The following is a 22159-nucleotide window of genomic DNA, read 5'->3' as shown; positions in this document are numbered from 1 at the left end:
TGCATCAGCTGGAATTCGCCGATCGCCTGGCCGAACTGCTTGCGCTCGTGGATGTAGGGCACCACCACGTCCATGCAGGCCGCCATGATGCCCAGCGGACCGCCCGACAGCACGGTGCGCTCGAAGTCCAGGCCCGACATCAGCACGTTGACGCCCTTGCCGACCCCGCCCAGCACGTTCTCGACCGGCACTTCGCAATCCTGGAACACCAGTTCGCCCGTATGCGAGCCGCGCATGCCCAGCTTGTCGAGCTTTTGCGCGACCGAGAAGCCCTTGAACCCCTTTTCGATCAGGAAGGCGGTCATGCCGCGCGCACCCGCCTCGATATCGGTCTTGGCGTACACCACCAGGGTGTCGGCGTCCGGACCGTTGGTGATCCACATCTTGGTGCCGTTGAGCACGTAGCGGTCGCCCTTGAGCTCGGCGCGCAGCTTCATGCTGACCACGTCCGAACCGGCGTTCGGCTCCGACATCGCCAGTGCGCCGACGTGCTCGCCCGAGATCAGCTTCGGCAGGTAGGTGCGCTTCTGCTCTTCGGTGCCGTTGCGCTTGATCTGGTTGACGCACAGGTTCGAGTGCGCGCCATACGACAGGCCGACCGAGGCCGAGGCGCGCGAGATTTCTTCCATGGCGACGATGTGCGCCAGGTAGCCCATGCTGGCGCCGCCGTATTCTTCGCCCACCGTGATGCCCAGCAGGCCGAGCTCGCCCATCTTCTTCCACAGGTCCATCGGGAACTGGTCGGTGCGGTCGATCTCGGCGGCGCGCGGGGCGATTTCGCTTGCCGCGAATTGTTGGACTGCTTCGCGCAGTGCGGCGATGTCGTCGCCATGGTCAAAGGTCAAGCCTGGAAGATGCAGCATGTCGTCCTCACGGTGAACGGTGGTTGGCAGGGTAGGTATGATTGACGTTAACGTAAACGTCAATCAGGTTCTTGAATGATACTTTCATTTGACGTTAACGTAAACGTCAATTAAAAGGCAAAAAAAAGGATCACGATGCCGGTCCCGGTTGCTGGATACATGGGTGAGCCCTGGTGTCGCCGGGCTGGAAATCGACGCACACGACGATGCCGTCCTCGTCGGCGTACAGCCAGCTGCCGGGAACGAAGCGGGTGCGGCGGAAGCTCAGCGGAAGGTCGCGCTCGGTCGGGTCGAATTCCTGCGGCCGCAGCGGGACGGCGCCCAGCGCATGGACCCCGAAATCGAGACCGGCGAGTGCGCGCACGTCGCGCACATAGCCGTTCAGGACCACGCCTGCCCAGCCATGCCGCTGGCCGAGCGCCGCCAGCTGGTCGCCCAGCACCGCCCATCGCTCGATGGCCTGGCCGTCGACGACCAGCACGCGGCCGTTGCCGGGCTCGGCGAGGATATCGTGCAGCCGGACCGCGCCCCCGGGCTTGCCTGGAGCGGCAGTCGCGATCCGCCCCCGGTAGGCCTTGCGGCCGCCGAAGGACTGCAAGCCCGGCGCCACCACCTGCAATCCGTCCGGTCGGCCCAGGAAACGGTCGCACAGGTCCGCTGTGGAAATCAGGGTTTCCATCTGCTTGTCTCCTCCAATCTGTGATTCGTCACGGCATGCGTGCCCTCATGCCTGGCGCGGAGCGGTCCTTGCCTGGAGCTCGGCGAACGAGACCAGCTCGCCCGCGATGGCGCTCGCGGCGACGGTCGGGGGACTGGCCAGCCACACCTTGCCCGGACCGGAACGGCCGGGGAAATTGCGGTTGATGGCGCTCACGGTCACCTGGCCGGCGTCGGTCGACGAACCCGGGCCGCAGTTGGCGCAGGCGCCGCAGGCCGGCTGCAGCAGTTCGGCGCCGGCCCGCTCGAAGGTCTGCAGGTAGCCGCGCTCGATGCAGTAGTCGCGCACCGCGGCGGTGCCGAACTGCAGGTACAGCTTGACGCCTTCCGGCACGCGCAGGCCGTGCTCGACCGCCCAGGCGAGCACTTCGTGGTAGTGGTCGAAGTCCTCGCGCTTGCCGGCCGTGCACGAGCCGCCGTAGGCGATGTCGAAGCGCACGCGCTCCATCAGCTCGCCCAGCGCGATGCCGTTGCCCGGATCGCCCGGGCTGGCCACCATGGGGCTGAGAAGCGCGCAATCGATGCGGATGGTGTCGGCATAGTGCGCGCCGGGATCGCTGCGCATCCAGTCTTCGACGACGAAATCGACCCCGCGGCGCTCGCGCAGGAAGCGCACCGTTTCCTGGTCCGGCGCGACGATGCCGCTGAAGCCGCCCAGTTCGGCGGTCATGTTGGTCAGGGTCGTGCGCTCGTCGGTCGACAGGCGCTCGACCGCCGGGCCGGCGAACTCGAAGACCTTCCCGACACCGGCGCCGGCCTTGATCTGCGGCGTGGCCAGCAGGTGCAGGACCAGGTCCTTGGCGGTGACGCCGGCCGGCAGTTGGCCGGTGAACTCGACCAGCAGGGAACGCGGTACGGTCAGGCGCACTGCGCCGCTCACCATGCTGTTGGCCATGTCGGTGGTGCCGACGCCGAAGGCCAGGCAGCCCAGGGCGCCGCTGTGCGGCGTGTGCGAGTCGGTGCCGACCACGACCTGGCCGGGCAGGGCGTAGTTCTCCGCCATCATGGCGTGGGAGATGCCCTCGGAGCCTTCGCCGGCGGCGACGTCGACCCCGCCCAGGTAGCCGTGGTTGCGGATGCCGTAGTCCTCGGCGAAGGCGCGGTGCGCGTCCGACAGGTGGCGCACGTTCGCCGTCAGGCCGTTCCTGATGTGGACCGGGCTGCGGTTCGAGTACGACAGGTGGTCCTCGAAGGCGAGGATGGTCGCCGGGTCGTGCAGCGCGAGCGGACGCCCGAATTCCTTGTGCAGCATGTGGGTGCACATGCCGGTGTAGTACTCGTGGATGAAGCGCCAGTCGGCGCGCACGAAGCCGCCGCTGCCCGGTTCCAGGGTGGCGGGGGCATCCTCGGTGCTCACCAGGTGGCGCGCCAGGATCTTCTCGGCCAGGGTCAGCGGGCCGGCGCCGGGAGCGGGCGCATGGCGGCTGACCTTGCGCATCCGTTCGCGGCCGTAGCGCAGCAGGCCGCCGCTGCGCAGGATGGCGGCCGCGACGCTGTCGCGCGAAGCGACCAGCTCCTCGATGTCGATCGGCTCGCCGCGCGCGATGCGCTCGACCAGGCCGAAGTCGGTCGAGGTGAAGATGCCGACGTTGTCGGCGTTCTGGCGGTAGATGCGCTCGAAGCTTTCGGCGATCACCAGCCGGATGCCGGCTTCGCGCTCGGCCACCGGGCTGTGCTCGCGCGAGGAACCCTTGCCGTAGCGCTTGCCCGCGACGGTCACGCTGAAGCGGCCGTTCTTGATGCCGTTGGCGGCGATCGGCAGCCGGCCGCCGCATTCCAGGCCGACGTAGGGGTAGCTGCCCAGGCGCTCGTCGTAATAGGTCAGGACCGGGATCGGCGTGATCTCGTCGGTCGAGATCTCGTCGCGCAACGCTCCGGCCTCGGCAAGGGTCAGGTCCTGGCCGGCGAGCTGGGCGTCGATCCGGGCCGGGTCGGACGTCAGGAACAGGATGCGGCCGTTGAGGGTCAAGGTAGTCATAGGGTATCGGGTTGGGCCAAGGGCTTCTTTTCTTCTGCACCGGAAGAGCCGCTGCTGGCAGCGTCGCCTTCCGGATACAGGAAATATAACCATTGGCACCCCGGCGATACAGTGACCAATCGGGATTGCTGGCTTCTCGATGCGAGACGCCGGGATCGCACCGTGGCTCGCTCAGTCCTGCTTGGCCAGGAAGTTGACCAGGGCGGTGGCGGTCGCGTTGAGCTGTTCGGCCCCGTTCGAGACGATCACGAGCTGGCGCACCGCCCAGGGATCGGAGAGGGGGATCACGGCCAGGTCGAGGCTGCTTGCATTGAGCTCGCCGACCATATGGGGCACCACGGCGATCCCCAGGCCGGCATGCACCATGCGGCACAGCGCATCCAGGCTGCCGACCCGGATCTTGATGGAGATCGACCGGCCCAGGCGCGCCGCTTCCTGCGCAAGCTGCTGGGTCAGCGCGCTCCCGCCCGGCAAGCTCACGAAGTGTTCGCCGACGACGTCGGCGAACGCGACCTGCGTGGCGGCCGCGAGCCGGTGGTGGCGCGGCACGGCCAGGCTCAGGCGATCCGTGCGGTAAGGCCACTGGGTGAACTTTTCGACGCCGGGAATGACATTGCAGATGCCGAAATCGGCGCCGCGCTCCTCGAGCGTCTTCAAGACCTCGGCGCTGTTCTGTTCCTCGACGTCGATATGCACTTCCGGGAACAGGCGCTGGAAGGAGGCGATGTCTTCGGGCAGGAACTGGACGATCGAGGCCAGGTTGGCGACCATCCGGACGTTGCCCTTGGCGCCGGTGAAGAACTGGGACAGTTCGGCGCCGAGGGTTTCGATATTCCCGATCACGAGCAGCGCATGGCGCAGCAGGGTTTCGCCGACGGGGGTGATGTCGATGCCGCGCGACTTGCGTTCGATGACCGGCAGCCCGATCGCGGCCTCGATCTCGGCGATACGCCGGCTCACCGCGGAGGGCGCGATGAATTCCCGTTCCGCTGCGCGAGCAATATTACGCTCCTGACACACCGCGACGAAGAGGCGCAGCGAGGTCAAGTCGAGCTTTCTCAGCAAATTATTCATGCACCGATCAGTGGAAGGCAAAAGGCAACGGACTGCAGAGACAGTCCGTTGCCATCATATCATCTGCACTCGTGCCGACGATAGTGTCTCACCGGGACGTCACGCCGCCGCCGCGGCCTTCCCGCGATAGGCGTCCAGCAGGCGCGCGCGCTCGGCGGCGGCGGCCGTCATGGACTTTTCCTTCACCCGGCCGTAGCCGCGGATCTGGTCCGGCAGGCTGGCCAGTTGGACGGCCGTGTCGGCGTTCTCGAGGCTCAGGCTACCGGCCAATTCCTCGACCAGGCCGACGTAGTCCGTGACCAGTTGCCGCTCGGCGTGGCGCTCCTCCGTGCGTCCGAAGGGATCGAAGGGCGTGCCGCGCAATCCCTTCAGCTTCGACAGGACGCGGAACACGGGCAGCATCCAGGGGCCGAAGCGCTGCTTGACGGCCTGGCCTTCGGCATCGCGCTTGCGCAGCAGCGGCGGCGCCAGGTGGAAGTTCAGCGTGTAATCCTTGCCGGGTTCGCCGTCGAACTGGGTGCGCAGCTTGTCGAGGAAGGCCGGGTCGGCGTACAGGCGGGCGACCTCGTATTCGTCCTTGTAGGCCATCAGCCTGGCGAGATTGCGCGCCACCGCCGTGGTGACGGGCAGGCGCCTGGCGTCGCCAGCCAGCTGTTCGCGTCGGCGGACCTTGGCCACCGCATCCAGGTAGCGCTGGGCGTAGGCGGCGTCCTGGTAAGCCGTGAGCAGCGCGCCGCGGTCGGCGACGATCGCATCGAGCGACTCGCGCAGGTGCAGCACCACCGGCACCGCCCTGGCCGGCGCCATGGCGCCGAGGGCGTCGACGCCGTGGTGGGCCAGGTAGCGTCCGAAGTCGAAAGCGCGCCGATTCTTCTCCACCGCAACATTGTTCAGTTCGATGGCGCGCACCATGCCCTCGTAGGCCAGCGGCACCCATCCGCGCTGCCATGCAAAGCCGAGCAGCAGCGGGTTGGCGTAGATCGCATCACCCAGCAACTGCAGCGCGGCCGCGTGGGCGTCGAGGAAATCGCATTGTTCGCCGATGCTGCCGCGCAGCGCCTGCTGCGCCTGCTCGCCAGGGAAGCGCCAGCGCGGATTCTTGACGAAGTCGGCGGTGGGCGTGTTCGCCGTATTCACGACCGCGCGCGTCTGGCCTTCACGCGTCTTGGACAGGACTTCCGGCGATGCCGTCACCAGCGTGTCGCAGCCGATGACCAGGTCCGCCTCGCCGGTCCCGACCCGGGTCGCGTGCAAGCCTTCCGGCGCCGGTGCGATCTGGACGTGGCTCACCACTGCGCCGCCTTTCTGCGCCAGGCCAGCCATGTCGAGCACGCTCACGCCCTTGCGCTCGAGGTGGGCGGCCATGCCCAGCAGGGCGCCGACGGTGACGACCCCGGTGCCGCCGACGCCGGTCACGACGATGCGGTAGGGGGCGTCGAGCGGGGCAGGGACCGGCAGCGGGAGCGCGGCGATCCTGGCGGCGAGGTCGGTGCTCGGCGCAGCGGTGGCGGGCTTGCGCATGGCCGCGCCCTCCGCCGTGACGAAGCTCGGGCAGAAGCCCTTGACGCAGGAGAAATCCTTGTTGCAGGACGACTGGTTGATCTTGCGCTTGGTGCCGAGCGGCGTCGCCAGCGGCTCGATCGAGAGGCAGTTGGACTGCACCGAGCAGTCGCCGCAGCCTTCGCACACCGCCTCGTTGATGAAGGCGCGCCGCGCCGGGTCCGGCGCCTTGCCGCGGGTACGGCGCCGGCGCTTCTCGGTGGCGCAGGTCTGGTCGTAGATCAGGATCGTCACGCCGGGCACGAGGCGCAGCGACTTCTGGATCGCGTCGAGTTCGTCGCGGTGGTGCACCGTGGTCCCGGCCGGCAGCGGCACCGCGCCCGTGTACTTCTCGGGTTCGTCGGTCACGATGACGATCTTCGCCACGCCCTCGGCCTGCAGCTGGTGCGCGATCTGCGGCACGGTCAGCACGCCGTCGACCGGCTGGCCGCCGGTCATCGCCACCGCGTCGTTGTACAGGATCTTGTAGGTCGCGTTGGCGCGCGCGGCGACCGCAGCGCGGATGGCCAGCTGGCCGGAGTGGAAATAGGTACCGTCGCCGAGGTTGACGAAGATGTGCCTTTCGCTGGTGAAGTGCATCTGGCCGAGCCAGGCCACGCCTTCGCCGCCCATCTGGCTGAAGGTTTCGGTGCTGCGGTCCATCCACTGCGCCATGTAGTGGCAACCGATGCCGGCCGTGGCGCGCGAGCCTTCGGGCACCCGGGTCGAGGTATTGTGGGGGCAACCGGAGCAGAACCAGGGGCGGCGTTCGGCGACGTCGGTCGGGTGCAGCTGGCGCTCCTTGGCGTCGATCACGGCCATGCGCGCATGGATCCGGTCGAGCACGGCCGCGGGCAGGCTGTTCCTGTCGAGGCGGCGCGCGATCGCCCGGGCGATCAGGGCGGGGGAGAGCTCGCAGCGGGAAGGCAGCAGCCAGTCGCCGCGCGGCACCGACCACTCGCCGCCTTCGTTGTCGCGCCCGTCGAACTTGCCATACACCTTGGGGCGTACCTGCTCGTTCCAGTTGTACAGCTCTTCCTTGAGCGCGTATTCGACGATCTGGCGCTTTTCCTCGACCACCAGGATTTCGTCCAGTCCCGTCGCGAACTCCCGTGCGATCTGCGGGTCGAGCGGCCATACGCAGCCGAGCTTCAGCACGCGGATGCCGACTTCGGCGCAGGCCGCATCGTCCAGGCCGAGATCGGCGAGCGCCTGGCGCACGTCGAGGTAGGCCTTGCCGGCGGCGATGATCCCGAACTTCGGGCGCGGGGAATCGACGACGATCCGGTTGATCCTGTTGGCGCGCAGGTAGGCCAGCGCCGCATACCATTTGTGGTCCACCAGGCGCGCTTCCTGGTCCAGGGGCGGATCGGGCCAGCGGATGTTCAGGCCGCCTTCCGGGATGGTGAAGTCGGAGGGCAGCACGACCTGCACCCGGTCGGGGTCGACATCGATCGAGGCCGTCGATTCGACCACGTCGGTGACGCACTTCATGCCCACCCACAGGCCCGCGTAGCGGCTCAGGGCCCAGCCGTGCAATCCGTAATCCAGGTATTCCTGCACAGTCGACGGATACAGGATCGGGATGCCGGCCGCGATCAGCGCATGCTCGGACTGGTGCGCGACCGACGAGGACTTGGCGGCGTGGTCGTCGCCGGCCAGCACCAGCACCCCGCCATGGGGCGAGGAGCCGGCGGAATTGCCGTGCTTGAAGACGTCGCCGCAGCGGTCCACGCCCGGTCCTTTTCCGTACCACATGCCGAACACGCCGTCGTGGGTGGCGCCGGGCCAGAGCCCGGTCTGCTGGCTGCCCCAGACCGCCGTCGCCGCCAGTTCCTCGTTCACGCCGGGCTGGAACACGATGTCGTGCTGCGCCAGGTGGCTTTTCGCCTTCCACAGCTGCTGGTCGAGCGCGCCGAGCGGCGAGCCGCGATAGCCGGACACATAGCCGGCCGTATTCAGGCCGGCGCGGCGATCGCGTTCCTGTTGCAGCATGGGCAGGCGCACCAGGGCTTGCGTGCCGCTGATGTAGACGCGGCCTTTGGCCAGGGTGTACTTGTCGTCGATCGAGACCTGGGCCAGGGCGCTTTGCTGCGCGGGTGACAGGGGGGAATTCATGGGGACGTCTCCTTGTTAGGCATCCGAGTATAGACAGGAGCCACCTGCACTGAATGACTGATTGGGCAACGCAGGGTTCTGGAAATCGCATGCCTGCATCCGCCATCTCGAAATGCGAAAGCTGCCTTGTCGAAACGGCGCTGTTGCCCTCTGGCGTCCATGTCCATACTTGGTTTCGCAAAACACAAGAAACCAATCAGGAGACAGGCATGACGATGAAACGACTGGCGGCGCTGCTGCTGGCTGCCGGCTGCGCGTCCGCGCAGGCGGACGGGCCGACGATCTATGGTTCGCTCGACGGGGGTATCGGCACCGTGGACAACGTGCTGGGCCGGGGCCGGGTGACCGGCCTGCACAATGGCGGGATGAGCTCCTCGCGCCTCGGGTTCAAGGGGACGGAGGACATCGGCGGCGGGAATGCCATCATCTATCTGCTGGAGAGCGACATCTTCGTCGACACCGGCTCGACCGGGAGCGGACCGCTGTTCGGGCGTTCCGCCTGGGTCGGCGCCAAGGGCAAGTGGGGCGAAGTGCGGCTGGGACGCAACTACACCGAAACCTATGAACTCGCCGCCAAGTACGACCCGATGAGCGGAGGGAATTTCGGCGGGATGATGCAGGTGTTCGACAGCCGCCAGTCGTCCCTCAATCCGACCTCGGGCAACATGTTCTCGTCCTATGGCTCGGCCCGGGTCGACAACAGCATCCACTATCGCACGCCCGTGATGGGCGGTTTCGTCGGACGCATCACCTACTCGGCAGGGGAGAATGTCGAGAGCTCCAGGACCAGTTCGGTCCGGACCGCCTCGCTCGAATATACGCGGGGTCCGTTCGAAGCCGCGGCCGTGTTCGGGCAGATGTATTCGACGGCCAGCCCGGCCCTCGTGTTCCGCCACAAGGCCGCATACCTGCGCTACAAGTTCGACTTCGCCCGCCTCGTGGCCGGACATACCGAGTCGGAAGGACTGGGGCCGGGGGGCGGGAAATTCGTCACCAGTTTCGTTGGTGCGAACGTTCCGGTGGGGCCTTCCTTCGCGGTGAACGCCTTCCTGGCGAAAGTGGACAACGAGGTGTTCGATGAACGGCCGGTTACCTGGACCCTGCGCGCCGACTACTTCCTGTCGAAGCGCAGCATGCTGTATGCGGGCTACGCCGCATCGAGGCAGGACGATGCAAGCAGGCTGAACATCGTCAACCTGTCGAAATTCACTTCTTCCAGCGGCGCCGGCAATCAACCGAATCCGGGAGACGACCAGGCCGGCTTCATGGTCGGACTGCGTCACGTGTTCTAGCCGGGCCGGCACTTCCGCGCGCTCCTGCATTTCCCCGTAGAATGCCCGGTTCTGATGTTTTTTATATGGAGAAACGATGGGGGCTGATGGACTCCAGCCGGCGTTCCGGGACGAACACGCGTCGCTCGCGCCATTCGACGATGCGTTTCTGGACGATCCTTATCCGACCTACCGCATCCTGCGGGAAGCGGGACCGGTGCTGTGGCGCGACGATGTCTTCGATGGCGCATGGCTGCTGACGCGCCATGCGGACGTCGAGCTCGCGCTGCGCGATCCGCGCTTTTCCTCCCAGCGCACGGGTGGCTGGATCAAGCGGATTCCGGGCCGTGCCACGGCCTTTCGTGGAGAGCGGGCGCAAGCCGGCCTGGAAGCGTTCCAGCGGCTGTTCGGGAGTGCGATGGTATTCCTCGACGGTCCGGACCACCAGCGCGTGCGCAAGGCGATGGCGGCGGGCTTCCATCCCTCCCTGATCCGCGCGCTGAGGCCCCAGGTCGAGCGCCTGGCCGAGGAACTGCTCGACGCGCTGGATGGCCGCGCCGGATTCGACTTCATCGGCGCCGTCGCCCGCCCGCTGCCGTCGCGCGTGATCGGCCTGTTGCTTGGTATCGAACGCGAGGATGAGGCGCGATTCATGGCCTGGTCGGATGAGCTCGCGGCCTTCATCGGCGCGCTGCAACCGTCGGCCGAGCAGCTGCGCACCGCCCAGCGCAGCCTGCTGCAGATGGTGCGCTATTTCGACGCCTTGCTGCCGGCGCGCCGGCGCGCCCCCGGCGAGGACCTGATCAGCCGCCTGGTGCAGGCCGAGGCCGCGGGCGAGCTCAGGCCCGATGGCGAACTGCTTGCCCAATGCGCGATGCTGCTGTTCGCGGGCCACGAGACCACCCGTAACCTGTTGGGCAACGGACTGCATACCTTGCTGGAGCACCCGGCGCAGTGGGAGCGCCTGCGCGCGAACCCGGAAGCGATGCCGCTGGCCGTGCGCGAACTGCTGCGCTACGACAGCCCGGTCCAGTACACCGGCCGCCGGGTGGCCAGCGGCTTCACCCTGCATGGCGAAACGCTGCGCCGCGGAGACCTCGTCCTCGCCCTGATCGGCTCCGCCAACCGCGACCCTGCGCGCTTCAGCGATCCCGATGCGTTCGACATCGACAGGCGCGAAGGAAGCCACATGTCCTTCGGGAGCGGTCCGCATGTCTGCATCGGGGCTGGACTGTCGCTGCTGGAGGCCGATGTGGTGTTGCGGGCAGTGATGCAGCGCTGGCCGGCACTCGCCCGCAGCGGTCCGGCCAGCCGCTGGAACAGGAATGCCGGGCTGCGCGGCCTGGCCCGGCTCCAGGTGGCGGCGTCCTGACGGTCGTCAGGGGCCGCGCCACGTGGCTGATCCTGCGGGTGCCTTATGTCGTCCGGGCCCGCAGCTCCTTCAGTGCGAGCAGGGCCTTGGCGGCGCACGGCACGATCGCCGACCCTGCCAGGTCGCCGACGCACATGACGAAAAATCCCAGCACCAGCTCGCTGCTATCTTGCAGCATGAACCACAGGTGATGGAGTGCGAGGCTGGCAATCGCGCAGCCTATCGCACGCATCGGCAAGCGCTCCAGGCTCAGGTTTCCAAGGGAGCCTTGCCGGCCGAATTGCCGCTTCGCGATGAGGTAGACCAGATGGTGGCCGAGCGCGCCTGCAATCGTGCCGGCCGTCGCCCGCAGCGCATCACCCGGAAAGTAAACCAGGCAGCAGGCAAACAGCCGGGAAGCGGCCTCACACCTCGCGCAACGGGAAGGCAGCCCGCCGCAGCCAGCCGCGCACGACTCGGAAGCGCCAGCTCCGCTCGGGCTGCGGATCGGCGCCGGCGCCGGGCTCCTGCCATGCCACCTCGGCCACGCCCTGCAGCTGCAGGATGTCCCCGCTATCGAAGTCCACCATCAGCAGGGACGCGCGCGGCTCCAGCAGCAGGTTGCCGAGGGTGTTGAAGTAGCGGTTGCCCGCGTAGTCGGGCACGCTCAGCACTGCGCCCTCGAGTCGCAGGAAGCCCGCCGGGCCGCCGCGGTGCGAGATGTCGAGGCCGCCGGCCTGTCCATGCGCGGCGCCGCCACTGGAGGTGGCGACGAACATGGTCGCGCAGCGGGCGATCAGGGCCACCGCCTCGGCAGGCAGGTCCGCGCCGAACGCGCTGGCCGGGCCAGGCTCCCTTGCCGCGTGCGTCAGCCGGCGCACCTGGATGTAGCGTGGACAGTTGCCGAAGGACTGATGGATATCCACCAGCATTCCCTCGGCATCGGCATGCGCCACGCGCCCGTTGGCGCGGTTGCGCCGGCGGGTGGACAGGTCGATGCCGAGCATGCCGATCGCGGCGCCCGCTGCCAGATGAGGCGAGGCGGGATCGTCTGCATCCGCCCTGGCGGCCACGCGGAGCTGGCTTGCGCTGTCCGAGGACAGGAAGCCGGGGCTGCCGCTCAGGAGGGTCGCCAGCGGCCATCCTGTTTCGTCGGCCACGGCGACGCACAGGAAGGGCAGCAGCGGGAAGAAGCTGCGGTGCTGGTCCGGCATCTGCGAGCGGATCGGTGCGCCGGCGGGGCCGCCGCCGGCCAGCTGCTGCGCGCGCAGCTCCCCGGCATGGAAGGGTTCGGGAATACGGTGATCGAGCATGACAGGCTCCCTAGTTCAGCGGCATCGGCACGAAGTGCGGCAATGCCTGGATGCGCGCGATCCATGCGCGGACCTGCGGGTAGGGTTCGAGCGAGATCCCGCCCTCGGGCGCATGGGCGACATAGGTGTAGCAGGCGAGGTCGGCAATGGTCGGCGCGGCGCCGGCCAGGAAATCGCGCTGCGCCAGCTCGCCGTCCATGAATCCCAGCACCCGGGCGGACAGCGTGGCCATGAGCGGCGCCGGCATCCCCGTGCCGCCGAAGCGCGCGCCGATGCGCGCCCGGGCGGGACCGAAGGCGATCTCGCCCGCGGCCAGCGACAGCCAGCGCTGGACGCGGGCGGCGTCGACCGGACCGGTCGGCAGCCAGGCGCCTTGCGGGTCGTAGCGCCGGGCGAGGTAGACCAGGATGGCGTTGCTGTCCGCCAGAACGAGGTCGCCGTCCTGCAGGACCGGTATCTGCCCCAGCGGGTTCAGCTTCAGGAAAGCGGCGGACTGGCGGACCGGCACCGGCGCATCGATGCGGCGGAACGGCAAACGCAGCAGGTGCATCAGCAGTTCGACGCGGTGGGTATGTCCGGACAGGGCGGTGCCATGGACGATCAGGGGGGAGGAGGCCATGTTCGCAATCGATGAAGGGTGGAGAGGCATTCATCGTAGGCGCTCCGTTCATCTTGCGGAATATGGAATAATGGCAATTCAGTCTGCCGATCGATGCAAGAATCATGGACCGTTTGGAAGAATTGCAAGTATTTCTGGCCGTCTTCGAGGCGGGCAGCATGGCTGCGGCCGCGAACAAGCTGAGGCGATCGGCATCGGCCGTCACCCGGCTGCTCGGGTCGCTCGAACAGCGCATGGGCGTGCGGCTGTTCGAACGCAGCACGCGCAGCCTGACGCCGACCAGTGAAGGCATGCGCCTGGCCGGGCAGGCGCGCCAGGTGCTGGCGCAGTACGAGCTCGCGGTGCGGGAGCACAGCGAGGCGCCGCCGCGCGGCCTGTTGCGCATGACCGCGCCCGTGGTGTTCGGCCGGCGCCATGTGGCGCCGGTGGTGACGCGATTCCTGACGCGTTATCCGGACATCCAGATCGACCTGAACCTGGTCGACCGCAACCTGGACCTGATCGAGAACGGGATCGACCTCGCCCTGCGCATCGGTCCGCTCGACAGCTCGGGACTGGTGGCGCGCAAGCTTGGCGTGGTGCGCCGTTTCACCGTGGCGAGCCCGGCGTACCTGGAGCGCTGCGGCGAACCGCGCACGCCGGAGGCGCTGGCCGGGCACGAGTTGATCCTGTCCACCGGGATTCGCGGCGTGGCGCAGTGGCGCTACCGGGTGGACGACGGCGAGCATGTGGTCCGCTTCGCGCCGCGCCTGCAGCTCAACGATGTGGAAGCCATCCTGGACGCGGCGCGCGCCGGCTTCGGGATCGCCCGCGCCTTGTCCTACCAGGTGGCGCCGGACCTGCAGGCGGGCAGGCTCCAGCGGCTGCTGCGCGATCACGAGCCGCAGCCGCTGCCCGTGCACCTGGTGCTGCCGAGCGCGCGGCACATGGCGCCGCGGCTGCGCGCCTTCGTCGATTTCGCGGTCGAGGAATTCGCCCAGCTGAAGCTGATCTGCTAGGCGGCCCTAGGCCTGGCCAGGCTCCCTGGCCTGCGCGGAGGCGGGAGGCGCCGGGGGCTGCCGGGATTCGGATGGGTCGCCACGTTCCGCCAGCGTTTCCTCGATCGTCTCGGCCATGGTTTCCTTGCGGACCGGCTGTTCGGCGTCCTGCCTGAAACTGTCGAGGAACCTGGTGCGCGCCCAGGTCCAGACGTCTTCACTGAACACGGCCCCGACCAGGCAGGTCAGGAACACCACATACGCGTTCGGCTCGGCGTCGCCGGTCGAGAACACGGCCAGTCCTCCCTTCACCGCGAGAAACACCACGACGGCTGCCGACAGGCCGCGTATCAGCACGCTGGTCACTTCCGCGGTGAGCGACACCTTGCCGCGCTGCTGGCCGCCGCGCACGAAGGTGGCGATCGCCGCTCCCAGCAAGCCGAAACCGAGCATGCCGGTGATCAGGGCCAGCGCCACCGACTTGGTCTGCAACAGCCAGCGCGCGACCGCGCCGAACGGTCCCCACCCGGCCCCGGCGACCGGCGCCGTATACACGGAACCCTGGAAATCGAGCGTGTCGCAGGCATTCCGGAGGCTGGAGTCGGCCGCGCGGGCCTCGGAGGTCATCGCCCGCACGATGATCGCTTCCTGTTCGCGCGATCGCTGGCTGGCCTTGATCTGCGGGTCCGCGCTTTGCAGGTCCAGGACCTGGATCAGGATCTCGCCCGTATCGCGCAGCTGGCGGTCGAAGCCGGATAGCACGGCGGCGCATTGCGTGCGCGCGTACTCCAGGCGGCGGTAGTCGTTCGTGATGGTCTGCTCGATCTGGCGCATGAAGAAGCCGCGTTCCTGGTTGCTCATCGGCGTGGCGGTCTCGAGCTCGAAGGCGTTCATCGCCGCCTGGCGCATCTGGCCCACGCGCTGCGCAATCTCGCCTGGCAGTTGCTGGAGCCGCAGGTGGGCGTAGGCGCGCGTGTCCCTGGCATCGCGGATCGCCGACTCGAGCGCGGTCACGGTCTCGGGCGCGAGCTGCTCGGCCTTCGTCTTGTCGCCCAGGTACGCCGACAATGGCGCCAGCGGATCGGCGCGGGCGGCAGTCTCGCCTTTCTCGGCCGCTTCCAGCGTCGACGCGGCCGGAAGTATGCGATCCAGGATCTTGACCAGGCTTTCCTGCGTCAAGCCGGGCGATACCTTTTCTTCGTGCAGCCAGGGAATGGCGACGATCGCGGCGATACTCAGGTAGGCGCCCGCCAGGAATACGGCGGTCAACACCAGTCCATGCCGCTGTGCCGCCGACATCGATGCCACGTAATGCGACAGGCGGTTGCCGGACAAGCCCGCCACGCTCGCGCCGCCGTCCCGGGCAGCCGCACTCAACAAGTTGCCGATCAATAGCCAGAGCGCGATGGCGACGACCATGTCGGCCGTCAGTACGCCGTCGAAGGCCTGGGTAAGGATGCGCGCGGTCTCCGACAGGATCTCGGGTATCGCCGCGGCCAGGCGCAGCACGGGCTCCTGGATGTTGACGACGGTATCGTTTGAGCGCGCACTGGCCGTCACGGAAAAGCCAGTGGCGCGCCGTCCCAGGTTCTCCACCATCCGGAACAGGATGGTCGGCGGCAGCAGCACCAGTCTTTCCACCGCCCGCGGCAGGAACAGCGCGGTGATGCCCAGCGCGAGCAGGCGGGCGCCGGTACTGGCGCCAAACACGCCCCAGGAGCCGAACGGCCTGAGCAGCAACGCGCGCAGCAGGCGCCAGACGAGGTAAATCAGGAACAGCGACAGGGCCAGGAGCACCAGCGCGACCCAGGAGTCGCTCAGTCCGGCGGGTATCACCAGCTTCATGGCGCCCAGATCGGTCATGTAGAGAACCGGCAGCAGGAGAATGGCAAGGATGGCGAATACGAAACAGGATTTCGCGAACCATGTCAGGCCGGTCCAGATGTCGTTCCACATCGCTCTTTTCTCCATCACGTCGTGCCAACCGTGCGCAGGAAGCCGAAAAGCCGGGTGTCGATCGTCGTACTGGTGCAGGGAGTTGCGCGCCGGGGTCCTGGGGCGCCATCCGCCGGCATCTCATGAAGCCGATAATCGAGTGTAACGTAATGTCAGTCGCCGAGGGGGCGACGATCATTGCCTGCGCCGGCTGCTACACTGGCGGCAGGCATACGAGGACAATGGGAATCATGAATATCCATATCAGCGATATCGGTCAGGTCATCCAGTTGGCGATCGCGCCGGTGTTTCTCCTGGCCGGCGTGGGAACCATCCTGGTGGTCCTGACCAACCGGCTCGCGCGCATCATCGACCGTACCCGGGTGCTCGACGACCGCCTGAAGCTCCACCCGGACGAGGAATGCACGGCCGAACTCAAGACCTTGCACCAGCGCTCGCACCTGATCAACTGCTCGATCACCTTCAGTACGTCCTGCGGGCTGCTGGTGTGCGTGGTCATCGCGATGCTGTTCCTGGGCGACACCACCGACCTGCCGCTCGACCAGTACATTGCCGCCTGCTTCGTGTTCGCGATCCTGAACCTGATCGGCAGCTTCGTGTACTTCCTGCGCGAGATCCTCATCGCCTCGCGCTTCATGCGCCTGCAGCAGGAGAGAGGGCTCCCCTGCAGTTCCCCCGGGACGTCTCGACCGCGCTGACGCCCCGCGAAGCAGGCAGGGATCAGGCGCCCCCGGACGGCGCGCCCGATTTCACGCGTTCCAGCAGCAGTTGCGCCGCGGCCAGCGAGGAACCGGGATTCTGGCCGGTGATGAGCAGACCGTCGCGCAGGACGTAGGACGCCCAGTCGGGGCCCTTGGAAAACAGGCCTCCCTTGGCCTTGAGTTCGTCTTCGACGAGGAAGGGAACGACCTCGGTCAGGCCGACCGCGTCTTCTTCGCTGTTGGTGAAGCCCGTGACCTTCTTGCCCTCGACCAGCGGCTTTCCATCCGGGGTGCGCACATGGCGCAACACGCCGGGGGCGTGGCACACGAGCGCGACCGGCTTGCCGGCGCCCAGGAAGGACTCGAGCAGTGCGATCGAGTGGCGGTCCTCCGCCAGGTCCCACAGCGGACCGTGTCCGCCCGGATAGAACACGGTGTCGAAGTCCTCCTGCCTGACACGCTCCAGGGGCAGCGTATCGGCGAGTTGCGCCATCGCATCGGCGTCCGCTTCGAAGCGGCGCGTGTAGTCGGTCTGGAACTCGGGCTCGTTGCTCTTCGGGTCCAGCGGCGGCTTGCCTCCCTTGGGGGACGCCAGCACGAGGTCCACGCCCGCATCCTTGAAGGTGTAGTAGGGCGCGGCCAGTTCTTCCAGCCAGAAGCCGGTCTTGCGGCCAGTGTTGCCGAGTTGGTCGTGCGATGTCAGGACGAGCAGGATCTTCATCTTCTTCTCCAGTGAACAGGAAATGCGACAGGACGAACATTGCCACCGCCAGGCCGTCCAGGCGAGGCGAATGGGGACCAGTATAGTGAATGGGATGTGCGGCACCATTATCCCTGCGAGGGGCCTGCGGCGGCGCCAGGAAAGTCGACGGTTCACCCGATGTGGATTCAACAGGGAAAAAATGGTCTTGCGAAAGTAATGGGGCAAGGTCTCCCTTTCGCCAGGAGGCGCCCTCCGGGGACTGGGATTCGCCGGAAAGAAGAACATCTTGGCGGCATGGGGAGGAACAGCCATGAGCAGGAAACAGTATCGTTTGCCGGAGAGCGACGACTTGCCGTCCTTGCCGACCGAGAACCTGGAGAAGCGCCGGGAGCAGATCTACCCCACGCTGAACGACGCCGAACTGCGCCAGGCGGGGCGCTTCGGCGAAGAGCGCCATTTCCGCGACGGGGAGCAGGTATTCGCAGCCGGGCAGGCGAAGCCGGACATCCTGTTCATCCTGCGCGGCCGGCTCGCACTCGGGCGCCACGACGGCTTCGGCAGCAGCGACCTGATCGCCATCCTCGGTCCCGGCCAGTTCAGCGGCGAGGAGGGCCAGCTGGTGGGCCGTCCGGCCATGGAAGACGCGTGGGCGGTGGGGACGCTGGACGCGCTGGCCTTGAGCCCGGAGGCCTTGCGCATGCTGCTGGTCGCGCAGGCGGATCTCGGCGAGCGCATCGTGCGGGCGATGATCCTGCGCCGCATCGTCCTGGTCCGGAAGAATTCGGGCGGCCCGGTCATTGTCGCGCCGCACGGCCACCCGCGGGTGCGCGAGCTGGAGCGTTTTCTATCGGCGAACGGGCACCCCTATACCGTGCACGATCCGGCCCAGGATCCGGCCGCCGCCGGACTGGCGGCGCTGCATGGCGCGACGGCCGCGGACTGGCCCCTGGTCCTGTGCCCCGGCGCCGCCCCCAAGAGGGACCCGTCGCTCGTCGAGCTGGGGCGCTGCATCGGCCTGTTCCAGGACACCGATCCCGCGAAGATCTGGGACGTCGTGGTCGTCGGGGCCGGGCCGGCGGGACTGGCAACCGCGGTCTACGCCGCCTCCGAAGGCTTGTCGGTGCTGGCGCTGGAAACCCGCGCCTATGGCGGCCAGGCCGCCGCGAGCGCGCGCATCGAGAACTACTTCGGCTTCCCGACCGGCATCACGGGCGGGGCGCTGACCGGGCGTGCCTACGTCCAGGCCGAGAAATTCGGCGTCGAGGTGGCCATCCCCGCCGCGGCGGCGGGCCTGAATCCGGCCAGCCGTCCGCTGGAAGTCGTGCTGTGCGAGGGCCTGGGACAGGTCCGCGCCAGGACCGTGGTGCTGGCATGCGGCGCACGCTACCGCCGGCCGGCGCTGGCGAACCTGAAGCGCTTCGAAGGGCGCGGCGTCTACTACTGGGCCTCGCCGATCGAAGCGCGCCTGTGCAAGGGAAGCGAGGTCATCCTGGTCGGGGGCGGGAACTCGGCCGGCCAGGGCGCGGTCTTCCTGGCCGGGCATGCGTCGAAAGTGCACATGCTGGTAAGGCGCGGCGGGTTGGCCGAGACCATGTCGAGCTACCTCGTGAGCCGCATCGAGGCGACCCCGAATATCGAACTGCATGCCCATGCCGACATCGCCGCACTGGTGGGCGAGGAGGGCGACCTGCAGACCGTCCGGGTGCGCGATATCCGCAGCAGGCAGGAGCGGGACTTCGCGGTGCGCCATGTTTTCCTGTTCATCGGCGCCGATCCGAATACCGGCTGGCTGCGCGATAGCGGTATCGAAGTCGACCGGAATGGCTTCATCTGCACCGGGCGCAATGTCGCGGCCATCGGGTCGGCCGCCGTGCGCAAGGCCCTGGAGACCAGCGTGCCGGGCGTGTTCGCGATCGGCGACGTGCGCGCCGAGTCGACCAAGCGGGTGGCCGCCGCAGTGGGAGAAGGTGCGGCGGTGGTCGCCCAGATCCATGAATTCCTGGCCGAGGCGCAGGCGGCGTCGCCTTCTTCCGGCTAGCCTGCCGATGGCCCGCGCCAGCGCGACGCCGCGTCAAGCCGGCGCGCGGTAGCATGGCGAATACGCGCGCTCCTTGCCTTTCCGGCCGCACGGGCGGGCGCGTCGACGCTGCATGGGACCGGCGCCCGGAGCCGGGCCGGCGGCGGCGGACATCCACGGCTGCGGCCCAGGCACTCACGATGCGAGGACGGAATGGAGACTCCCAATCAAACACGGGCGACGACCGAGGACCAGGGCAAGTTCCTCCTGCGCGCACTGCTCGCGTTCATGCTGCTGTTCCACGGCGTGTCGAAACTCCTCGGCGGCGTCGACTCCATCGAGGGCATGCTGGCCAAGGCCGGACTGCCCGCCTTCCTGGCCTACGGGGTCTACGTGGGGGAGGTGGTCGCGCCCTTCCTGATCCTGGTCGGCCTGTACACCCGCCTGGCGGCGGCGATCGTCGCCATCAACATGATCGTGGCGGTGATGCTGGTGCATACCAGCGAATTCTTCACGCTGTCCAAGAGCGGCGGCTGGGCGCTGGAGCTGCAGGGCATGTTCTTCGGGACGGCGATCGTGCTGGTCTTCCTGGGGGCGGGCCGCTACAGCATCGGCGGCCTGCACGGGCGCTTCAACTGAGTCCGGCGCACCGCGGACGGGCCTGGCGAAAAATTCCGGCAATTGCTGAAATCGATTTCACTGTTGGGTTATCATCCTCGGCACGTCCACGGGCGTGGACGGACAATGGAGGAGACACCATGCAAAGAAACCGGATGAACACATCCCTGCGCGTCATCGTCCTGGCGGTGGCGCTGGCCGCCGGCCATGCCGGGGCGGCCGCCTATCCGTTCCGCGACACCAGCCTGCCGGCCGACGCGCGCATCGCCAACATCCTGTCGCTGATGACGGTCGACGAGAAGATCGAGGCGCTGTCGACCAATTCGGCCGTGCCGCGCCTGGGCATCCCGAGCTTCGGCAGCACCGAGGGCATCCATGGCATCGTGCGGCGCGGCGACCCGCAGAAGAAGCGGGCCGCCATCACCACCACCCAGTTCCCGCAGCCGCCCGGCATGGGCGCCAGCTGGAACCCGGAACTGGTGCGCCAGGCGGCCGAGGTGCAGTCCACCGAGGCGCGCTACATCACCCAGAGCGCGAAGTACGGCCACCCGGTCCTGATGCAGTGGGGACCGCAGGCCGACCTGGCGCGCGATCCGCGCTGGGGCCGCGGCGAAGAGGTGTACAGCGAGGACGCTTTCCTGGCCGGCAGCATGTCGGTCGCCTTCACCCGGGGACTGCAGGGCGAGCACCCGAAGTACTGGCGCGGCGCCGCACTGCTCAAGCACTTCCTCGCCAACAGCAACGAGAACCTGCGCAGCAATTCCTCGTCCGACTTCGATGAGCGCCTGTTCTGGGAATACTATTCCGTGCCTTTCCGCATGAGCTTCGAGGAGGGCGGTGCGCGCGGCGTGATGGCCGCCTACAACGCCTGGAACGGCAAGCCGCTGCACCTGCATCCCATCCTCAAGGACCTGGTGATCGGCAAGTGGGGCGCGGAGGTGGTATCGAGCGACGGCGGCGCGATCGGCAACCTGGTCAAGTGGTACGGGATCTTCCCGGGCCAGAAGGAAGCCGCGGTGGCGGGGCTCAAGTCGGGCATCAACCAGTATCTCGACACCTACAAGGACGAACTGCGCGCGGCCATCGCGGATGGCACGGTGAGCGAGTCGGAACTGGACGAGGCGCTGGCGCGCAAGCTGCGCGTCACGCTGCGGCTCGGCCTGATCGATCCGCCCGAGGGCAATCCCTACGCGGCGATCAAGGATGGCCCGGAACCCTGGGCGAGCGAGGCGCACAAGGCGGTCTCGCTGCGGATGGCGCTCGAGTCGATCGTCCTGATGAAGAATGCCAAGGCCACGCTGCCGCTGTCGAAGACCGGCATCCGCAGCATCGCCGTGATCGGTCCCCATGCCGACAGCGTGCGCTGGGACTGGTATGGCGGCCTGCCGCCGTACACGGTGACGGCGCTGGAAGGGATCAGGGCGGCCGTCGGGCCGGAGGTGGCGGTCAACTACGCGCCCCACGACGGCGCCGATGCGGCGGCCATGGCGGCGCGCGCGTCGGACGTGGCGGTGGTCCTGGTCGGGAACGACCCGACCTGCGGCCCGAACATGGCCACCGACTGGACCGACAACGGCACCAGGCCCTGCCTCGACCCGGGCGACGGCCGCGAAGGACGCGACCGCGAGACCCTGGCGCTGGGACAGGAAGAGCTGGTCAGGAAGGTGCTGGCGGCCAATCCGAAGACGGTGATGGTGCTGGTGTCGAGCTTCCCGTACACCATCAACTGGTCGAAGCGGCATGTGCCGGCGATCCTGCAGATGGCGCACTCGTCGCAGGACCAGGGGACCGCGCTGGCCAGGGTCCTGTTCGGCGACTACAACCCGGGCGGCAGGCTGGTGTCCACCTGGCCGGCATCGATGGAGCATGTGCCGCCGATGATGGATTACGACATCCGCCACGGCCGCACCTACATGTACGCGAAGCACCCGCCGCTGTTCCCCTTCGGGCATGGCCTGAGCTACACCAGCTTCGGCTACGCGAACCTGCGCACCGATGCGCCGGTGCTGGGTCGGGACGGCACGGTCAACGTCGAGGTGGACGTGAGCAACACCGGCAAGCGCGCGGGCGACAGCGTGGTGCAGCTGTATGCCGCCTATCCGGCGTCGAAGGTGCAGCGGCCGAAACAGGCCCTGGTGGGCTTCCAGCGCGTGAGCCTGCAGCCGGGCGAACGGCGCACCGTGCGCATTCCGGTGAAGGCGAGCCAGCTGGCGTACTGGGATGCCGGACGCGGGGCGTTCGAGCTCGAGGCCGGGCGGGTCAGGCTGATGGTCGGCGAATCGTCGGCTGCGATCCGCCTTTCCGGCTCCGTCGAGGTGCGCGCCGAGTAGGGGGCTGGAAACGG

General features: G+C 67.9%; 17 protein-coding genes. 7 read left to right on the top strand and 10 right to left on the bottom strand.

Translation table 11 applies throughout. The features are described from left to right. The 5 genes from H162_RS0124275 to H162_RS0124255 all read right to left on the bottom strand — a co-directional run. Positions 1 to 863 (bottom strand): acyl-CoA dehydrogenase family protein (locus H162_RS0124275; protein WP_026355038.1); only part of this gene is annotated, 863 nt, incomplete at its 3' end. Between the two features lie 130 nt (positions 864 to 993). Then, positions 994 to 1542 (bottom strand): ribonuclease E activity regulator RraA, encoded by a 549-nt coding sequence (rraA, locus tag H162_RS31805; RefSeq protein ID WP_020656088.1) that lies wholly within the window; start codon positions 1540 to 1542, stop codon positions 994 to 996. A gap of 45 nt (positions 1543 to 1587) precedes the next feature. Then, positions 1588 to 3558, bottom strand: coding sequence for an aconitase family protein (locus H162_RS0124265; protein WP_020656087.1), 1971 nt, complete (start codon positions 3556 to 3558; stop codon positions 1588 to 1590). A gap of 171 nt (positions 3559 to 3729) precedes the next feature. Beyond that, on the bottom strand, positions 3730 to 4632 hold the full coding sequence (locus tag H162_RS0124260; protein ID WP_026355037.1) for a LysR family transcriptional regulator: 903 nt from the start codon (positions 4630 to 4632) through the stop codon (positions 3730 to 3732). Between the two features lie 99 nt (positions 4633 to 4731). Continuing rightward, the gene (locus tag H162_RS0124255) at positions 4732 to 8289 is read right to left on the bottom strand and encodes an indolepyruvate ferredoxin oxidoreductase family protein (protein ID WP_020656085.1); all 3558 of its coding nucleotides are present in this window, start codon (positions 8287 to 8289) and stop codon (positions 4732 to 4734) included. 209 nt (positions 8290 to 8498) lie between these two features. Between H162_RS0124255 and H162_RS32865 the strand changes: the two genes are divergently transcribed. Beyond that, entirely contained in the window at positions 8499 to 9581 is a 1083-nt protein-coding gene (locus tag H162_RS32865) for a porin (protein WP_020656084.1), read from the top strand. Positions 9582 to 9657: 76 nt separating this feature from the next. Further along, positions 9658 to 10932 (top strand): cytochrome P450, encoded by a 1275-nt coding sequence (locus tag H162_RS31795; protein WP_020656083.1) that lies wholly within the window; start codon positions 9658 to 9660, stop codon positions 10930 to 10932. A gap of 43 nt (positions 10933 to 10975) precedes the next feature. Here the strand turns inward: H162_RS31795 and H162_RS32860 are convergent, their stop codons facing one another. From H162_RS32860 to H162_RS0124230, 3 genes are all read right to left on the bottom strand, one after another. After that, positions 10976 to 11164, bottom strand: a complete 189-nt coding sequence (locus H162_RS32860) for a hypothetical protein (RefSeq protein ID WP_020656082.1) — start codon at positions 11162 to 11164, stop codon at positions 10976 to 10978. Positions 11165 to 11336: 172 nt separating this feature from the next. Then, positions 11337 to 12224 carry a pyridoxamine 5'-phosphate oxidase family protein gene (locus tag H162_RS0124235; RefSeq protein WP_020656081.1) on the bottom strand — a complete coding sequence of 296 codons (888 nt, stop codon included), beginning with the start codon at positions 12222 to 12224 and terminating at the stop codon, positions 11337 to 11339. Positions 12225 to 12234: 10 nt separating this feature from the next. Next, the gene (locus H162_RS0124230; protein WP_020656080.1) at positions 12235 to 12843 is read right to left on the bottom strand and encodes a glutathione S-transferase family protein; all 609 of its coding nucleotides are present in this window, start codon (positions 12841 to 12843) and stop codon (positions 12235 to 12237) included. Between the two features lie 104 nt (positions 12844 to 12947). Between H162_RS0124230 and H162_RS0124225 the strand changes: the two genes are divergently transcribed. Continuing rightward, a complete protein-coding gene (locus tag H162_RS0124225) occupies positions 12948 to 13841 on the top strand; it encodes a LysR family transcriptional regulator (RefSeq protein ID WP_020656079.1) in 894 nt (297 codons plus the stop codon). 6 nt (positions 13842 to 13847) lie between these two features. Here the strand turns inward: H162_RS0124225 and H162_RS0124220 are convergent, their stop codons facing one another. Further along, positions 13848 to 15776, bottom strand: a complete 1929-nt coding sequence (locus H162_RS0124220; RefSeq protein ID WP_020656078.1) for a hypothetical protein — start codon at positions 15774 to 15776, stop codon at positions 13848 to 13850. Between the two features lie 230 nt (positions 15777 to 16006). On the opposite strand from H162_RS0124220, the gene H162_RS31785 reads away from it, so the two are divergent. Continuing rightward, positions 16007 to 16474 carry a DUF2721 domain-containing protein gene (locus tag H162_RS31785; RefSeq protein WP_051109992.1) on the top strand — a complete coding sequence of 156 codons (468 nt, stop codon included), beginning with the start codon at positions 16007 to 16009 and terminating at the stop codon, positions 16472 to 16474. 22 nt (positions 16475 to 16496) lie between these two features. On the opposite strand, the gene H162_RS0124210 is transcribed toward H162_RS31785, so the two are convergent. Continuing rightward, positions 16497 to 17198 (bottom strand): type 1 glutamine amidotransferase domain-containing protein, encoded by a 702-nt coding sequence (locus H162_RS0124210; RefSeq protein WP_020656076.1) that lies wholly within the window; start codon positions 17196 to 17198, stop codon positions 16497 to 16499. Between the two features lie 292 nt (positions 17199 to 17490). On the opposite strand from H162_RS0124210, the gene H162_RS0124205 reads away from it, so the two are divergent. The 3 genes from H162_RS0124205 (at position 17491) to H162_RS0124195 (ending at position 22145) form a co-directional block, all read left to right on the top strand. After that, the gene (locus H162_RS0124205; protein ID WP_026355036.1) at positions 17491 to 19218 is read left to right on the top strand and encodes an FAD-dependent oxidoreductase; all 1728 of its coding nucleotides are present in this window, start codon (positions 17491 to 17493) and stop codon (positions 19216 to 19218) included. A 192-nt stretch (positions 19219 to 19410) separates the two neighbouring features. Beyond that, positions 19411 to 19836, top strand: a complete 426-nt coding sequence (locus H162_RS0124200) for a DoxX family protein (RefSeq protein ID WP_020656074.1) — start codon at positions 19411 to 19413, stop codon at positions 19834 to 19836. A gap of 134 nt (positions 19837 to 19970) precedes the next feature. Then, entirely contained in the window at positions 19971 to 22145 is a 2175-nt protein-coding gene (locus tag H162_RS0124195) for a glycoside hydrolase family 3 C-terminal domain-containing protein (protein WP_020656073.1), read from the top strand. The last annotated feature ends 14 nt before the right edge of the window (positions 22146 to 22159 follow it).

It is taken from the genome of Massilia niastensis DSM 21313, assembly GCF_000382345.1.
Taxonomy (GTDB): domain Bacteria; phylum Pseudomonadota; class Gammaproteobacteria; order Burkholderiales; family Burkholderiaceae_D; genus Telluria; species Telluria niastensis.
The sequence above is the reverse complement of the archived record's forward strand: the minus strand, read 5'-3'. Positions and strand labels throughout refer to the sequence as shown.

Excerpts from the sequence above, each read along its gene's own strand:
- H162_RS0124235 (WP_020656081.1), bottom strand. The coding sequence starts at position 12,224 with ATGCTCGATCACCGTATTCCCGAACCCTTCCATGCCGGGGAGCTGCGC.
- H162_RS0124255 (WP_020656085.1), bottom strand. The coding sequence starts at position 8,289 with ATGAATTCCCCCCTGTCACCCGCGCAGCAAAGCGCCCTGGCCCAGGTC.
- H162_RS31795 (WP_020656083.1), top strand. The coding sequence starts at position 9,658 with ATGGGGGCTGATGGACTCCAGCCGGCGTTCCGGGACGAACACGCGTCG.
- H162_RS0124230 (WP_020656080.1), bottom strand. The coding sequence starts at position 12,843 with ATGGCCTCCTCCCCCCTGATCGTCCATGGCACCGCCCTGTCCGGACAT.
- H162_RS0124225 (WP_020656079.1), top strand. The coding sequence starts at position 12,948 with ATGGACCGTTTGGAAGAATTGCAAGTATTTCTGGCCGTCTTCGAGGCG.
- H162_RS0124220 (WP_020656078.1), bottom strand. The coding sequence starts at position 15,776 with ATGTGGAACGACATCTGGACCGGCCTGACATGGTTCGCGAAATCCTGT.
- H162_RS0124265 (WP_020656087.1), bottom strand. The coding sequence starts at position 3,558 with ATGACTACCTTGACCCTCAACGGCCGCATCCTGTTCCTGACGTCCGAC.
- H162_RS0124260 (WP_026355037.1), bottom strand. The coding sequence starts at position 4,632 with ATGAATAATTTGCTGAGAAAGCTCGACTTGACCTCGCTGCGCCTCTTC.
- H162_RS32865 (WP_020656084.1), top strand. The coding sequence starts at position 8,499 with ATGACGATGAAACGACTGGCGGCGCTGCTGCTGGCTGCCGGCTGCGCG.
- H162_RS0124195 (WP_020656073.1), top strand. The coding sequence starts at position 19,971 with ATGAACACATCCCTGCGCGTCATCGTCCTGGCGGTGGCGCTGGCCGCC.
- H162_RS0124200 (WP_020656074.1), top strand. The coding sequence starts at position 19,411 with ATGGAGACTCCCAATCAAACACGGGCGACGACCGAGGACCAGGGCAAG.
- H162_RS31785 (WP_051109992.1), top strand. The coding sequence starts at position 16,007 with ATGAATATCCATATCAGCGATATCGGTCAGGTCATCCAGTTGGCGATC.
- H162_RS0124210 (WP_020656076.1), bottom strand. The coding sequence starts at position 17,198 with ATGAAGATCCTGCTCGTCCTGACATCGCACGACCAACTCGGCAACACT.
- H162_RS0124205 (WP_026355036.1), top strand. The coding sequence starts at position 17,491 with ATGAGCAGGAAACAGTATCGTTTGCCGGAGAGCGACGACTTGCCGTCC.
- H162_RS32860 (WP_020656082.1), bottom strand. The coding sequence starts at position 11,164 with ATGCGTGCGATAGGCTGCGCGATTGCCAGCCTCGCACTCCATCACCTG.
- rraA (WP_020656088.1), bottom strand. The coding sequence starts at position 1,542 with ATGGAAACCCTGATTTCCACAGCGGACCTGTGCGACCGTTTCCTGGGC.